Here is a 14664-nt window from a genome sequence, read left to right as displayed (position 1 = left end):
TGAGACTGGCCTCCCCTACAGCGAGTGAACGCACTATGAGCACACCAATTCAACTCTGTAGTGTCTGCGATGCTCCTGTCGTGAGCACCAAGGACATGCCATGTGGCGCTCTTGTCTCGAGTCCGCTCTACTCTGGGGAGGGCTACAAAGTCGTACTTTGCTCTGGATGTTTTGGTCGATGCCTTTCAGGTCTTCGCCGCGAGCGGCTAGTGCACACGATGTTTGATGACGTTCAGGAGGAACTGGACAACTTTGGTCAAACCTCACCCAGAGATGAAAGCTAATGCTCGAAGCCGGGATTGTTTACCGAGTTACCGACTTGGTGATTGAAGCTGGAGCTTTCATCCTCGCTGAGCTTCAAAGGCCGGGTGGGCCGCGTGGAAGTGGCTACAAGGCCGAGGTCGATGTTGAGATCGAGGTCATGCTGCGTCGAGGTCTTGAACAGATTCTTAACTGCGATTTCGTAGGGGAAGAGACCGGGCGCCATCAGACAGGGCATCGCTATTGTTGGGTTGTTGACCCCAATGATGGAACTGCAGATTTTCTCGCTAGACGACCAGGCTCCGCAGTCTCGGTTGGGCTTCTGGACGAGGGAGAACCGGTGCTTGGTGTTGTATATGCACCTGCCACTCCTCGTGGGCCAGACTGCATTGCTTGGCAGCAAGGAATGCGATTGCTCCTTCGTAACGGCCAAGCCATTGAGCCGTGCGGTGCGAATCGCGTCCTTCAAGGTTCGGTTGTGTTTGTCAGTACGGCGGCAGCCTCCAAGCGCGCTGAGAACGACATCCTATGCACCCCCGCAATCTGCGAACCGATGCCTAGCATCGCCTATCGGCTTGCTCGAGTCGCAGCTGGTGATGGGGCCGCAGGCGTTTCTTTATACCCCGTCTCGCCCCATGACGTTGTCGCAGGCCAGGCTCTACTCAAGGCAGTAGGTGCCGATATCTTCGATCAAGACGGGAAGCCTATTCGCTATACCGCATCAGCTGAATTCACCTACCCCGTGGAGCAGTGCTTTGGCGGTCAGAGTGAGGCATGTCGAACTCTGTTGGCCCGTCCATGGCTCAACTTGCTCCAACTCCGCCCCGAAGTATCAGCACCAGCACTTCTAGCCACGATTTGGATGGACGCCGCCTCTGTCAGCTCCCGGCCGATTCTGTTGAAAAAGTAGCTTCAGCGGCAGCCTGCCGATCAAGTGTGCCTGCTGTCGAAGTGGCTGCAAGCCACTTCAAGTTGTCTTCCGGCGTTTCGCTGAGCGTCCTTGCTCAGGTTTGGGGGTTAATTTGAGGGTTTCTGCTTGCAGCAGGCGTACCTATCCCGTTAATGGTGGCCCTTGAGGCAAAAGCTTGGCCATGCGTCGCAGGTTCTGCACCGTCGCCGCCAAAGTGAATTCGTCAGTGGCACCTGTCAGGCCACGCAGTCGTAAACGGTCGAGTTTCATGATCCGTTTGAGGTGGGCGAAAAGCATCTCCATCTTCTTTCGTTCGCAGCGAGAGACGAGGTACTCCGGTGTCTTGGCGATGCGTCGAGCCACGTCGCGGGCAGCCTCATGGATGCTGCGGACGATCTTCCGATTTGGCGTGTTGGGACAGCATTTCGCTTTCAACGGGCAGGTGGCGCAGTCGGTTTGGCTGGAGCGATAAATGATGGTGTTGCCTTGGTCACCCGCGATCTTTTATGGGTGAAGGCGCGCCATTCACTGCGTAGTGGTTTACCGGCTGGGCAGCGGTATTCATTGGCTTCCTGATTCCAGTGAAAGTCGTTACTGGAGAGGCTGTCGTCCTTGCGCTCGGTCTTGTCCCACACCGGCACATGCGGCTCGATGTCCTTTTCTTCGACCATCCAGGCCAGCATCGGGGCGGTGCCATAAGCGGTATCGCCGATAAGGCGTTCCGGTGTGAGATCGAACTGCGCTTCGACACGTTCGACCATCGTCCTGGTCGAATCGACTTCGGCGGTACGGTGCGCCGGGGTAGCTTCCACGTCCATGATCACACCGTGATCAGTGTCGATCAGGTAATTCGTGGAGTAGGCAAAAAAGGCCGGCCCACCTGGCGCTGCTGTCCAACGGGACAGAGGATCGGTGAGCGAAATTTTCTTGGGAAGAGTTTCTGCCAGCGCCTCTTCATCAAGGGCTTCGAGGTACTCGCGCACTGCGCGGCTGCTGAGCTTTGGATCGTTCCAATCGACCTCATCACCCGCCACGCCACGTTGGCGGCTAGCGTCGGCCTTGATGATGCTGGCGTCCACAGCGAAGCCTTCGCCTTTGACCAGTCCGATCGCCATGCAGCGGCGCAGCACTTCATTGAACAACCAGCGGAACAGATCGCTGTCGCGGAAACGTCCATGGCGATTCTTTGAGAAGGTGGAGTGATTGGGTACTTCGTCTTCCAGACCCAACCGGCAGAACCAGCGATAGGCCAAGTTCAGGTGCACCTCTTCGCACAATCGCCGCTCGGAACGGATGCCATAGCAGTAGCCAACGACCAGCATGCGCACCATTAATTCCGGGTCAATCGAGGGTCGCCCGATGGGGCTATAGAAATCCGCCAGGTAGGCGCGCAGATCACTGAGATCCAGGCACTGATCGATGCTACGCAGGAGATGCTGGGCTGGGACGTGATCTTCCAGGTTGAACGAGTAGAACAGGCGATGCTGTCCTCCCGGTAACTGTCCCATCATGCTGTTTGCCCCCACGCTCGCTGACAGAGCAATTTTGCCAACGGCATGGGGTGACAGCTACTTTTTCAACAGAGTCGGCCAGAAGCGGACAGTCGCGCCAGGCAGAGTCGACCCAGAGTTGACGCTCGTTAGTATCAATATCGTGGTCTGCCGATATTTATTGACGAATGCAGGAGAGGTGCGTCCGTGATGAGAGAAAAGGCTGCCGCGAGGTGCTCGCGGTGGCCAAGAACACAGAAATGAGCGTTGATCTGAGCGTTTTGAACGATTGGCGCTTTTATAATCAGCGGAGACTGAAGTCAGCCAGAAATACATGGCTACTTCAGAGGCTCCTCAGGATATGGACTCCATCATCTCTTGGAAATGGTTGCTATCCATTTCGTCAATCCAACTGAATACATCGGTTATAACTGCAACACTTTCGCCAGCGACATTTTCGGCGAAGTTATGATCAGTATCAATGAAGTCGCTATGAGAGTATTGATTAATAAACTTCCTGATCCTTTCTTGTGTGTCTGCATCAAGAATGGCTGATGTACCAATTGCATGATTGAAGAGGCTGGCAAAGTTCCCGCGGTTTTTGGGAAATTTGAATGTAAGAAATGACTCAAGTAGCTTCCTTGAAAGATTGGCAGCAAGAAAATGATCATCGGTTTCTAACGACTCTTGCTTTTTGAGTGCATTTAGCCTGGAAAATATGTAGTGATACTCTGAGTTGTATGCAATCAGCGCTTTGTCAGCATCACTTAGTGTGGAGGATCGTGGCGTGTCGTTGTTGGCGCGCACTATGTAAAATCTAGAATTATTTGTTTCTGCCTTGGTATTGAGGCGCGCTATCCAATCACGAACTAGCTTAAAGAAAGTAAAGTTATGGGTTAACACAAAAAGTTGTGATGCTTTTTCACAATTAGCACGAAGATATGAATATGCATGAAATAAATGGTTTGAGTCGAAGCTGGAGATTGGGTCGTCAATAACGACTATTGTTTGGGTGATATCGTTGTCATTTTCGCTGAGTTTAGTGATGAAATAAACGAATGCTATGGCGGTCTTCTCGCCCTCGCTGAGATTGCCTTTTACATGCTCCGTTTCATTGCGGAGAATCACGTAACCTTTTTTCGCTTGATTGAAGCTTAGTGATAGTTCAGTCCGGCCTAAGAATCTATGAAGCGCCAAGTTGAATTGATCGGCGCCTAGACTTTCATTGGATAGTGAATCTTCTATTTTATTGATTTCGATCCTTCGGGCGTTAATTTTGCTCAACAGCTGCGAGTTGGTACTCATTCGAGATGTGATTTCATTTTTTTTGTTGTGATAGTCGAAGACTGTAATTTCCTTTGTTGTGTAGTGTAGTTCTAGTTGTTTCTTCGCTTTGGTGGTTTCCTGCTTGAAATTCTGCGATTTGTGGTTGTGTTGAAAAATCACATCCGAAATCTTTTGAATAGCATTGTTATGCGTATTGATGGCTAGCTGGCTTACTTTTGTTATTGTGATTGAAGTATCAAGTGGGTTTGAAATCTTCGAGTTGAGCGCCTTCTGCCAATCTTGAATTTCAATATTTAGTGTTTCGATGGCTGTGCTAAATTCGGCACATGCATCAATGTATGGTTGCCTGAGTTCGTCATAAAATTCTGTTTCCGCTGGCAGGGGTGGGGGAGTTATAAATTGAGCTGCGAGCCATGCTTCTGCACTTTTCAGTCTGGACTGGAACGTTTTGTATTCATCATTGAAATGCGCATCGAGTTTCTGAAGTCTTTCTGGCGAAATCTTGTTTCCACAAAATTCACAGTTCCCGACTGAATGTCCTTTATGCAATGCCAATCCGGTTTCCACCCAGGACTTTATATCTGGATTTTCCGCGAGGCGCGTAATTACTTGACTCACAACGCTCGTTTTGAGAATTTCATCAAGGCGCGTTTTTGCCTTGCCTAATATTTCACCGCCAATAGTCTTTGCCTGGAAGTTTATTGGTGCTTTTTGATCAGGCTTGGCGGCTTTAATGAGTTTTAGTATCTGGTCGTCATTAAGTATCGGCTGGCCACCCTGAGTTTCAGCTTGATTCTCTGATATGAATCGTTCAAATTTGCGACGATCATAATTCAGGTAGTAACTATCACTTGTGTCAATTGACTGTAGACTTGTTTTTATATGTCTAGCACTGTCGGTTCCAAATTTCGAAATTGCGGCTTCTAGCTTTTGGATTTCTTGTTGCTCGTTGAGATAATTAGCTTCATCCAATTTGTTTTGGGCGCGAAGAGTTTCGAGTTGCTGGCGCTCGACAATCTTCTCTTTGTCAACTAGAAGGATGCTTTTGACGGCATCGTTCCAGTTGATGTTTTCTTCTATGAAGTCACGATTGAATGTATAAATATTGAGATTGGAAGCGGCTAGATTTGTAGATGTGATCTGGCTGCCGTTATCTAGTTTTAGCGCAAACTCTGCATCTGGAAAAGCGCTACTCAGAGAGCGATTCTGAATTGAACGAAATAGACTGGATAGTGTTGACTTGCCGCTGCCGTTCCACCCGTAGATTAAGTTGTATCGTCCAAAGTCATTAATCTTGGGGGTTGCGATATTTCTGAGAATTCCGTGGTTTTTGATTGAAACGATTTTTTGGACTGGCATGACGTTCCCTGTAGGCAGAGGCAGGTTTGAGTACGGGCGAGCTCCATCGATGACTGCAATAAGACTATGCCCTGGCCGGTGTCTACAAGGTAGTACATAGGGATTTGCCTGGCTACGATCTATGAATGGCGGGGGGTATAGCTAGGCGTTCTGTTCGTTACTATGACGCCTACAGGCGCGACTGCGCTATGCCCCCCCCCTGCTGGTCAGCGACTGCCATGTCACCATCGAGACGGGCTGGCATCTCCACAGGGCAACAGCCGATAAAACGCAAGCTACACTCCGATTTGGGGTTCGTCTCGTCGCGGCTGTTGGCCCCTTCCCAATGATCAATTATTGATGGAGAAAGCCATGGATGCAATCACCTATGCGCATGCACGTTCATATAATGCGCTAAACCCAATTTCCGAGGCTACTAGGATTCTCGCGGATTTAGGCGAAGAAGAAACTGTAGGAAAGCTCTTATCTGTCATTCAAAGGTATAGATTGCAGGGCGAGCTTGGTATTCGCCTGCTGCATAAGCATAATGACATCCTCGACGATGAAATAATGTATGAGAGCGCGTTGTTTGATACTGATGGTTTTGCTCTTGAAACCAAAGCAATACCTAAATCTGAGTGTCAGGCGCTGGTAGCAAACAGCTGGCAATTAACTGGCCACGTGTTTATGCCTGTTGAGTTTTCTGATCCCGCGCTGCTAGTTTGTCCAAGCTTCGATATAGCACGGCATCCCGATGTTTTGCGTGAGCTTGCACAGGTGCTGCATGAAACTGGAGCCGAATACTTATTGGGGCCATGTCTACTGTATGGAACGTTTGTCGAGAGTCACGCCCCGTACCAAGACTCGGCCTTCCTAGAGAAAACAGACACTGAGAACCGTGCCAATGTTGTGCGATATGTCGAAATGAAAGATATTTCTTTCAGAAATAGCGCAAAAACAAAATGGCGGGCGGTGCAAGCAATAGATGATGCAGGAAATTTGTTCTGGACAACTGCATGCAATTGTTTTTGCAGTGTGTTCCCAAGTGGTGGTCATCAAGGTACAACAAGCCACCGCTATACCCCATAAATAAATAAGGTAGTACCCTGGCTTAGCCGGGGGACTCCTTGAGGTTTGATCGTGTGATACGGTCATCGGAAACCTTCTGTCTCGACCAAGCATAACAATCGGGGACAGACCACGATATTGATGCTACCGAGCGTCAGCTCTGCGGCGACTCTGCCTGTCGCAGACTGACTGCTTCTGGCCGAAATTGGTTGCTCTGAACTACAAGCCACATTGTCCGATTTTTGCACGGAATTAATTGACATAAATATAATCGCCAGTTGGAACTACTCAAGGCCAAGCCAGGAGCGTCTTAATTATGCTGGAGTCTAAAATTGATAACCTAGAAGCGCTTGAGATGCACTTTGCTCGATACAGCGCAGGTTATTTTTTTCGCGGACAAGTGAAACACTATGTTGATGATGCAGGCCTAGTGAATATTCCAACGTCATTTAGTCGGCACGGATGCGTGCCTGACATTATGTTTAAGTGGTCTCACTATGCGAAGGCAATGATTAGGGCATTTTCAGGGTCTGGTTACTTTGATATCAGCCTTGAGGTCTCGCAGGCTATTTTGCAGCATTATGGCTGGAGATCATTCTACGTCGATTTAACTAAGTCCCCTCAAATTGCCGCTTGGTTTGCTGCGAATCAGTACGAAGAAAGTCGGTGCATTCATATGGGGGAAGATTTATATGAAGATCCTGTGTGGCTTGTACATAAGGAGGCCAAATACAGCGAAGTTGATGGTTGTGGGCATATTTATACAATCGATCAGCTGGCATTAGAGAGCCTAGAAGTCAAAGTGCATGATCTAACCCTGCTTGGGGGAAGCGAAGGTAGGCTAAGGTTTGAAGCACAACAAGCATGCTTGGCCGGAAATTTAAAGGATAGGCTGCCACCTCAGGCCGTCATATCTCATATTGAGGTGCCTGGCGAAATTTTACGGTCATATTGCAGGAAGCATGGGCTTGACAAAGTTACGGATGTATTTCCTCAAAAGGAGGAAGACTTTATTTTGAATGCGCTGCTGGCTTTACCTTGGGAGCGGATACGGATTGACTCTCCGATCCCTACATTTAAAAGGGGTCTAGAAATACCTGACTATGACACTAAATTTGTAAAGCATCTCCCACCTGAGATTACATTATTTGAAAATTTTTGGGTATCCGAGAATAGAGGGGGGGAGGATAGTCCTTTTAAGTCCCTGACATTCTATAAGCTTCCACAGTTCTCTTACTATGCGAGCACTAATGAAGGTTTTGACCTAAGTCTTGTTGATGAAGCGCTCAAGCGTCATGGTGACTTTGTTATTGAGATAGATGGATTGATCAAGGTTATAGAGGATCAACGGCCCTATGAGTACGAAAAGGGCATTCATGTTTCTATAGATGGGGATGGTAGTATTTCTATTTCTGGGCTTGTCATAGAGCATCCTGGAAATGTAGTCGAGGGTGTCGGGCTAAATCGAGGGTGGTACTACAAGTCACGTGATGAAGGCTGGGAGAAAATCCACCACAAGGAGCAGTGCCCTTGTAACAATGATTTGCGGCATGAACTGCAATTCTCGCTTCTTAGAATGCTTAATGAGGCACTAAAAAATGGAGAATTGGTGAAGGAGGACGCTCTTAGCTATCGGCACACCTCAATATCAAAGCCATAATTAATCTGGCAAATCGAAATTCATGACGGTTTAGCAAGCCCAAATCGCGGAGCAGCAGAAGCGCCTGGAAGCTCTCGAAAGCGACGGGAAGCTGCAAAAAGAAATTGAGTTTGAAACCAAGCTGCGCAATCTCTTGGCAGAATACGGCTACTCCCTGCGTAATGTAATCGCCGTGCTTGATCCGATGGCAGGGAAAAGTGCCGAAGCGCCTGTGAAAGGCGCACGTCGTGAGCGCACTTTGAAACGCTACAAGAACCCGGAAACCGGCGAGGTTGTCGAGACCAAGGGAGGCAACCATAAGGTGCTGAAGGCTTGGAAAGCTGAGTACGGTGCCGACAAGGTCGAAAGCTGGCTGCAATAACTGGTCAGGTTACTTGGGAGGGTCGCATCCGCGGCCCTTTTCTTTTTAGAGAGTCTTACAAAAAGGCATCCACAGGAACACCGAAACGATCCGAAAGTGCACGAATGTGGCGCACGTTCAATTGGCGTTTACCAGCAAGCACCTCGGAAATGACTGACTGGGTAGCGATCTCTGGTAGATCCCCCTGACGCAGGCCATGCTCCCTCATCAGGTAACGCAGCACCTCTGCCCCGCCTGCTTTCGGCAACGGCCGACGAAGCTCGTCGTAGGCTTCAATCATGTCCCCGACACGTGATGCAAGACTAGCCAAAGGGTGATTCTCATCATGGCCCACCAAGCCCAGCAACTCATCCAAGGCCTCGACCAGAGCATCATAGTCGTCCTCGTTCGTTGGCTTGCTCAGCAACGGGGCTACGTAACGCCAGTGCTCGCAGGCCTGCTTGATCAGTTCAGTCATGGTTGCTCGCTCCTCTTGCTGCATTCAGTATGATCCAGGACATGCTGGGTTAACACTTACTGCTATCAGCACGGAACGCTGGCCTCGATCAAGAAGGCTAAGCTTCGCGCCAATTGAGCGCTTAGGAGGTTCAAACGAATGGATTCGAAAGTAGGCACGCAGGAACGCAGCAACCTGCTCGACCAGAGCGAGATATCTGCATACCTATCAGCATTTGGTGACAAGCAAGTATGCATGCGTGAAGCCTTACTACTGCCTTCTGTAGACAAAGTGTACGCTTTGTTAGACGTTAATCTCCGCTCTATGTGGGAGGCGACCAGAGGGTTACGCAAGGGACTCCCGACGAGCAAAACAGCGCTCAAGCACCTATCGAAAGAGGCAGAGAAATGCTCGATCAGAGCACAAGAAAAGTTCATCCGGGCTCTCCCTTTCCCTCGACAGTCAGCTGAGCTCACTAAAGCTCAGATTGAAATGGGCTTTAGCGTTCCTACCATCACAAGCTGGCTCGGCATCCTGGAATTGGGTTGCTCTAACCCCGCAGTTCTGAATTATTGGAAGCACAAGCTTTACGCACTCTCAGATCTCAGTGGGCAAGTGATTCGCTCTTTGCCTAATGTGCGCGACCGGCTCAAAGCGTACGACTCGTCTGAGGTGGTCGCTCAGCTGGGATGTCCAGTAAGCCGCCAATCATTTTCAGACCAGCTTGCGAAGCTGGCCGATGACGAGCTTGCTCGCAGCAAACCTCTCGCTCAACTGATGGCAGCCGACGCTCTAGCGGCGCTGCTCAGGCTGGCCGCGTGGCTTACCGCAGAGTCGCAGGTGGCCAGCTGGGAGGTCGAGGTGCAGGAAGGCACGCAGAATGTCATTTGTGCAGCCTGGGCAATACCGAACTGGTGCCCAACCACTCAGTCATGGTCAAACCCCATGCAAACCGCACTTGAAAAATTAGCAGCCCTTGCAGGCTCAACAAAGAAAAGACCAGGGCCTGTCACTCACCTCGGGAAGCTTTGGGCTGCACATGACGGCATGGAGGCTGGATCACGAATCCGCTTGCTTCGGAATTGGGTACAGCACAAAGGAGGACGACCTTCCTTTCAAATGCTCCGTGACCTCGTGACGATATGTTTTGATTTTCACATCAAGGAAAGGGATGACCTCCCGGCTGACGTCATACCTGCTTATTGGGAGGGGGCCTGCATGCTTCGCTTCGCGGAGACAATGTCGGTCATCATTCGAGATTTGCAGCGCGCTGGATGGCCGAGGGAGCTGGTGACTTCGGTGATGGACGTGTACGCGATAGAGTATCGAACCGCGCGCCATCTTATGGGCAAGCCTATTGAAAATTGAAGGCGCCACTCAGGCGCCTTCAATTCCGATTGCTCAGATTCGATCATCCCAATCCTCAGGGCGATCATCGTACCCTCGGGACTCCCAGTAGGCGTCATTGTTCGGGTTCAGCTGGTTAGCGTGGTTGTCTTGGTCGCTTTTCTGGCTCATGGCCCTCTCCTTTTTGATGATGCCCGCAGGGATTAGCGTGCGGGGCCAGTATCGGGAACGGCCAAGGCGCGAAATAGGGAATTGAAATGGAAATTTCCTGTTCAAGCCCCGCCGCGTAGCGCAGCACAACTTTCATACGCCCCTGATCCTTTGGTGCAGCTGCAATGGGCCCGCCAAGCGAGAACATTGAATCACCAGAAAGACCGGAGTGACCCAACGAACCGGCACGAAAGCGATGCCTGGCTGCCCTGTGAACATAGTGCACTGCTAGCTAAGGCAGGCAATCGTAAACGGTTCAGGCGTGGGCCTCCTTTGGATCGCTCAGGGCCGGTTTGCCTGATGCGACCAGCAGCATTGGATTGATAGCTGCGATCGAGAGCGGCAGCTATCGGCCAAAAGCGACCAGTCGTAACGGGCAATCATCGGCCAACTATTTAGTGCTTCACAATCACCCAGAGCAAGAATAGAGTAAAGATTACTACCTAATAGGTATTCTACTCTACATGAATAGTTGGCTATCTCTGATCATCGCCTTGCCGACCGCTAACGCCACAGAGCGGATGCGTGCCTGGCGTGCCCTCAAGAGCAGTGGCGCAGCGGTACTGCGCGATGGTGTCTATTTGCTGCCTGATACTCCCGCCTGCCGGGAAGCGTTGGAAGCTGTTGAGCGCGACGTGCTGGGTAGCAATGGCACGGCCTTTCTGTTGCCCATCAATGATCCGCAAGGCGAGCGCTTTATCGAGTTGTTCGACCGTAGCGAGGACTACGCCAAGCTGCGCGTCGAGATCGAGGCGTGCCAGGCTCAACTGACTTCGGATAACGCCCTCACTAGCACCAAGCAGGTACGCAAGCTGCGCAAGGCATTTGCGCAGCTTGCGGCCATCGACTTCTTCCCTGCGGCAGCGCGGAAACAGACCGACACGGCCCTCAAAACACTTGAAACGGCCATCAGTCGGGCACTTTCGCGGGATGAGCCGAGCAGTCAGGATCAGCCTATCGAACAGCTGGATCGCCGCGACTACCAGGGCCGCCTCTGGGCTACGCGCAAGCGGCCCTGGGTCGACCGCCTGGCCAGTGCCTGGCTGATTCGGCGCTGCATCGATCCGAGAGCCCGCATTCTCTGGTTGGACACACCGAATGATTGCCCTGCTGACGCGCTGGGCTTCGATTTCGACGGTGCGACCTTTAGCCATGTCGGCAGTCGCGTCACCTTCGAAACCCTGCAAGCCAGCTTTGCACTGGTCGAGCCAGGCCTAAGCCGCATCGCGGCTCTGGTGCATTACCTGGATGTCGGTGGCGTTCAACCCGCTGAGGCTGTTGGCATCGAGCGTGTATTGGCCGGGCTGCGCGAAACCATCCTCAATGACGACCAGTTGCTAACGGCTGCTTGCGCCATCTTCGATGGGTTGCTGGCGGCATTTGTGAAAGAAGAGACCCCTGATGAATGAAACCACACTGCCGCCTGTAGAGCAGGATCTGCCACGTGCCGAGCCTGTCAGTTTGTTCCAGGCTTTTCTGTTCTGGCTCAAGCTCGGTTTCATCAGTTTCGGCGGCCCAGCCGGACAGATCTCGATCATGCACCAGGAGCTGGTGGAGCGTCGGCGCTGGATCTCTGAGCGGCGTTTTCTGCATGCGCTGAACTACTGCATGCTGCTGCCCGGCCCGGAGGCCCAGCAACTGGCCACCTATATCGGCTGGCTGATGCACCGCACCTGGGGTGGTGTGATTGCCGGGGTGCTGTTTGTGCTGCCCTCGCTGTTTATCCTGATCGCGCTGTCGTGGGTCTATATCGCTTTCGGTGATGTGCCGGTGGTGGCCGGACTGTTCTATGGGATCAAGCCCGCCGTGACCGCCATCGTGGTGCAGGCCGCTCATCGCATCGGCTCCCGTGCCCTGAAGAACAACTGGCTGTGGGCGATAGCTGCCGCCTCGTTTGTGGCGATATTCGCCCTCAACCTGCCGTTCCCGCTGATCGTGCTGGTCGCCGCAGTGATCGGTTATTTCGGTGGGCGTTTCGTCCCAGAGAAGTTCAGCATCGGCGGTGGTCATGGCGCGGCCAAGCAGTCTTACGGCCCAGCGCTGATTGATGATGAAACCCCGACACCGGAACATGCGCGCTTCCGCTGGCCACGACTGCTCTTGCTGGCAGCGATAGGTGCAACGCTGTGGGCGTTGCCCATGGGGCTGTTGACCGCTCTATTCGGCTGGGAAGGCACGCTGACGCAGATGGGCTGGTTCTTCACCAAGGCCGCACTGCTGACCTTCGGCGGTGCCTATGCGGTACTACCCTATGTCTACCAGGGTGCAGTCGGCCACTACGGCTGGCTGACCCCGACACAGATGATCGACGGTCTGGCTCTGGGTGAAACTACGCCAGGGCCACTGATCATGGTGGTGGCCTTCGTCGGTTTTGTCGGTGGCTACGTGCAGCAGGTATTCGGTGCCGATCAGGCCTTCTTGGCCGGTGTCGTGGCCGCCAGCCTGGTCACCTGGTTCACCTTCCTGCCGTCCTTCCTGTTCATTCTTGCGGGCGGCCCGCTGGTGGAATCGACCCACAACGAACTGAAGTTCACCGCGCCGCTGACGGCCATCACCGCCGCCGTGGTCGGGGTAATCCTCAATCTGGCGCTGTTCTTTGGTTATCACGTGCTCTGGCCGCAAGGCTTCGAGGGGGCTTTCGACTGGCCTTCGGCGCTAATTGCCCTGGCGGCAGCGGTAGCCTTGTTTCACTTTAAACGCGGTGTCATCCAAGTGCTGATGGCCTGTGCTTTGGCCGGACTGGTGGTACACCTGCTGCAAAACTGAGAGGTAGAAGATGAGCAGAATCTCGATATGCGAACTGGCGGAATGGCAGGCAGCAGATCGGGCGTTCACTTTGCTGGATGTGCGCCGTACGAGCGTGCGGCTTGCCGATGCCGAAGAAATTCCCGACGCACACTGGCGTGATCCCGAGGCTGTCTTCACCTGGAAAGATCAGGTTTCACGGGACAGGCCAGTGATTGTCTATTGCGCCAAGGGGCATGAAATCAGCCAGGGCATCGCCGCCACATTGGAGGCCATGGGCCTGGATGCTCGCTTCTTGATCGATGGCTTTGCTGGCTGGTACGGCGCTGGCCGGCCCACCCGTAGCATATCGAGGTAGTGGATCTCCGCCGATATGACGCGATAGTCGCTGGCACTAGCCGAGCGAGCGGATCATGTGTAGTACGGCCAGATGCCCGGGGTAGAACCAATAACCCCAGCGCTTGACCGGCCAGACCCTGAACTGGCGCAGTCGGCGCAGCAGCCACAACCCAAGCAAGGGTGCGACAAACGCAGTGATCACGATCAGCAAGGTATAGGGCTGCAATTCCCACTCGGCGAGCCAGCGGTTGCGACTATTGGCCAGTACGCACAGTGCGGCAGGCAATAGCCACACAAGCCCTGGGCGCTGAATGGCCAGCAGCAACGCTGCCGGCAGCAGTGCGCCGAAAACGCCGTACATCAGGCGCTCTTGCATCAGCACCGCGACAGTCACGCCGGCCAGAGCCAGGATCAAACCGTCGCGACCACGGTGATGTGCTCCCCAGGTGATAAGCAGGCCCAACAGCAGCGAAGGCATAACGTTGAGCGTGCTGCTGTCGTTAGAAAGCAGGCGATAGGGCAACTCCGAGATCACTGCAAACGCAGTCATCCAGCACATGTAGCGAACGTTGTTATCGGAATACAGCTCACCTGTTTGCGAGCGCGCGACATTGGCGGCGATCCCCAGGCAGAACATTGGAAAGGCTAAGCGCCCAACGATGAACAACCATCCGTTGTCAGGCCAGATGTAGCGCAGGTGATCCAGCAGCATGGTCAGCATCGCCAGCCACTTGATCAGATCCAGGTTGGTGTCGCGCTTCTGCAGGCTCACCCAAACCACCCAAGCGTCATGGCAGCTAGTGCCAGATAGCGAGTGGTCTTAGCCAGCATCACGATCAACAGAAAGCTCCAGAAGGGTTCTCGCATGACACCCGCGACGACTGTGAGTGGATCACCAATGATCGGCACCCAACTGAGCAGCAGTGACCAGCGACCGAAGCGGTGATAAGCCTGCTGAGCCTTTTCCAGTTTGCCCTCGCTGACGGGAAACCAGCGCTTGTGTCTGTAGCGCTCGATAGAGCGACCCAGCAGCCAGTTCAGTACCGAGCCCAGTACATTACCCGTGGTGGCGACCGCCAGCAGCGCCCAGACCGCATAGCGGTCAGTCAGCAGCAACCCGACCAGCACCGCCTCCGACTGCATGGGTAGCAACGTGGCAGCACCGAAGGCAGCGAGGAACAGGCCGAAATAACCGGATAACTCCCACATCGG

Annotated in this window: 13 protein-coding genes and 1 pseudogene; 8 read left to right on the top strand and 6 right to left on the bottom strand. The window is 52.8% G+C overall.

The features are described 5' to 3' along the window. Nucleotides 1-280 precede the first annotated feature (280 nt). On the bottom strand, nt 281-487 hold the full coding sequence (locus GYM54_RS21835) for a hypothetical protein (protein ID WP_231752146.1): 207 nt from the start codon (nt 485-487) through the stop codon (nt 281-283). Between GYM54_RS21835 and GYM54_RS20650 the strand changes: the two genes are divergently transcribed. Continuing rightward, nucleotides 422-1171, top strand: coding sequence for an inositol monophosphatase family protein (locus tag GYM54_RS20650; protein WP_231752137.1), 750 nt, complete (start codon nt 422-424; stop codon nt 1169-1171). The two genes, GYM54_RS21835 and GYM54_RS20650, sit on opposite strands and share 66 nt — an antisense overlap. Nucleotides 1172-1312: 141 nt before the next feature. On the opposite strand, the pseudogene GYM54_RS20645 reads toward GYM54_RS20650, so the two are convergent. Further along, nucleotides 1313-2682 (bottom strand): annotated as a pseudogene (locus GYM54_RS20645) (IS1182 family transposase). A gap of 333 nt (nt 2683-3015) precedes the next feature. Continuing rightward, nucleotides 3016-5307, bottom strand: coding sequence for an AAA family ATPase (locus GYM54_RS20640; protein WP_197444498.1), 2292 nt, complete (start codon nt 5305-5307; stop codon nt 3016-3018). 351 nt (nt 5308-5658) lie between these two features. On the opposite strand from GYM54_RS20640, the gene GYM54_RS20635 reads away from it, so the two are divergent. The 3 genes from GYM54_RS20635 (at nt 5659) to GYM54_RS20625 (ending at nt 8375) form a co-directional block, all read left to right on the top strand. Continuing rightward, nucleotides 5659-6375: a hypothetical protein gene (locus GYM54_RS20635; protein ID WP_197444497.1), complete on the top strand. Its 717-nt coding sequence runs from the start codon at nt 5659-5661 to the stop codon at nt 6373-6375. Nucleotides 6376-6670: 295 nt separating this feature from the next. Further along, the gene (locus GYM54_RS20630; protein ID WP_197444496.1) at nt 6671-8014 is read left to right on the top strand and encodes an FRG domain-containing protein; all 1344 of its coding nucleotides are present in this window, start codon (nt 6671-6673) and stop codon (nt 8012-8014) included. A 43-nt stretch (nt 8015-8057) separates the two neighbouring features. Next, nucleotides 8058-8375, top strand: coding sequence for a histone-like nucleoid-structuring protein, MvaT/MvaU family (locus tag GYM54_RS20625; protein WP_197444774.1), 318 nt, complete (start codon nt 8058-8060; stop codon nt 8373-8375). Between the two features lie 55 nt (nt 8376-8430). On the opposite strand, the gene GYM54_RS20620 is transcribed toward GYM54_RS20625, so the two are convergent. Continuing rightward, a complete protein-coding gene (locus GYM54_RS20620) occupies nt 8431-8832 on the bottom strand; it encodes a type II toxin-antitoxin system HigA family antitoxin (RefSeq protein WP_197444495.1) in 402 nt (133 codons plus the stop codon). 138 nt (nt 8833-8970) lie between these two features. Between GYM54_RS20620 and GYM54_RS20615 the strand changes: the two genes are divergently transcribed. From GYM54_RS20615 to GYM54_RS20600, 4 genes are all read left to right on the top strand, one after another. Further along, nucleotides 8971-10179 carry a hypothetical protein gene (locus GYM54_RS20615; RefSeq protein ID WP_179484620.1) on the top strand — a complete coding sequence of 403 codons (1209 nt, stop codon included), beginning with the start codon at nt 8971-8973 and terminating at the stop codon, nt 10177-10179. A gap of 653 nt (nt 10180-10832) precedes the next feature. Then, the gene (locus GYM54_RS20610) at nt 10833-11777 is read left to right on the top strand and encodes a chromate resistance protein ChrB domain-containing protein (RefSeq protein ID WP_042924881.1); all 945 of its coding nucleotides are present in this window, start codon (nt 10833-10835) and stop codon (nt 11775-11777) included. Further along, nucleotides 11770-13134, top strand: coding sequence for a chromate efflux transporter (gene chrA, locus GYM54_RS20605; protein WP_125862890.1), 1365 nt, complete (start codon nt 11770-11772; stop codon nt 13132-13134). Before GYM54_RS20610 ends, chrA begins: the two co-directional genes overlap by 8 nt. Before the next feature lie 10 nt (nt 13135-13144). After that, on the top strand, nt 13145-13471 hold the full coding sequence (locus GYM54_RS20600; protein ID WP_125862889.1) for a rhodanese-like domain-containing protein: 327 nt from the start codon (nt 13145-13147) through the stop codon (nt 13469-13471). Between the two features lie 36 nt (nt 13472-13507). Here GYM54_RS20600 and GYM54_RS20595 read toward each other — a convergent pair whose 3' ends face one another. Together GYM54_RS20595 and GYM54_RS20590 are read right to left on the bottom strand one after the other, a co-directional pair. After that, the gene (locus tag GYM54_RS20595; RefSeq protein WP_081262884.1) at nt 13508-14233 is read right to left on the bottom strand and encodes a TraX family protein; all 726 of its coding nucleotides are present in this window, start codon (nt 14231-14233) and stop codon (nt 13508-13510) included. Beyond that, the gene (locus GYM54_RS20590) at nt 14221-14661 is read right to left on the bottom strand and encodes a YqaA family protein (protein ID WP_042924888.1); all 441 of its coding nucleotides are present in this window, start codon (nt 14659-14661) and stop codon (nt 14221-14223) included. The genes GYM54_RS20595 and GYM54_RS20590 overlap by 13 nt, the downstream gene beginning before the upstream one ends. Between the last annotated feature and the right edge of the window lie 3 nt (nt 14662-14664).

The organism is Pseudomonas sp. MTM4, from assembly GCF_019355055.1.
Taxonomy (GTDB): Bacteria; Pseudomonadota; Gammaproteobacteria; order Pseudomonadales; family Pseudomonadaceae; genus Stutzerimonas.
The sequence above is the reverse complement of the archived record's forward strand: the minus strand, read 5'-3'. Positions and strand labels throughout refer to the sequence as shown.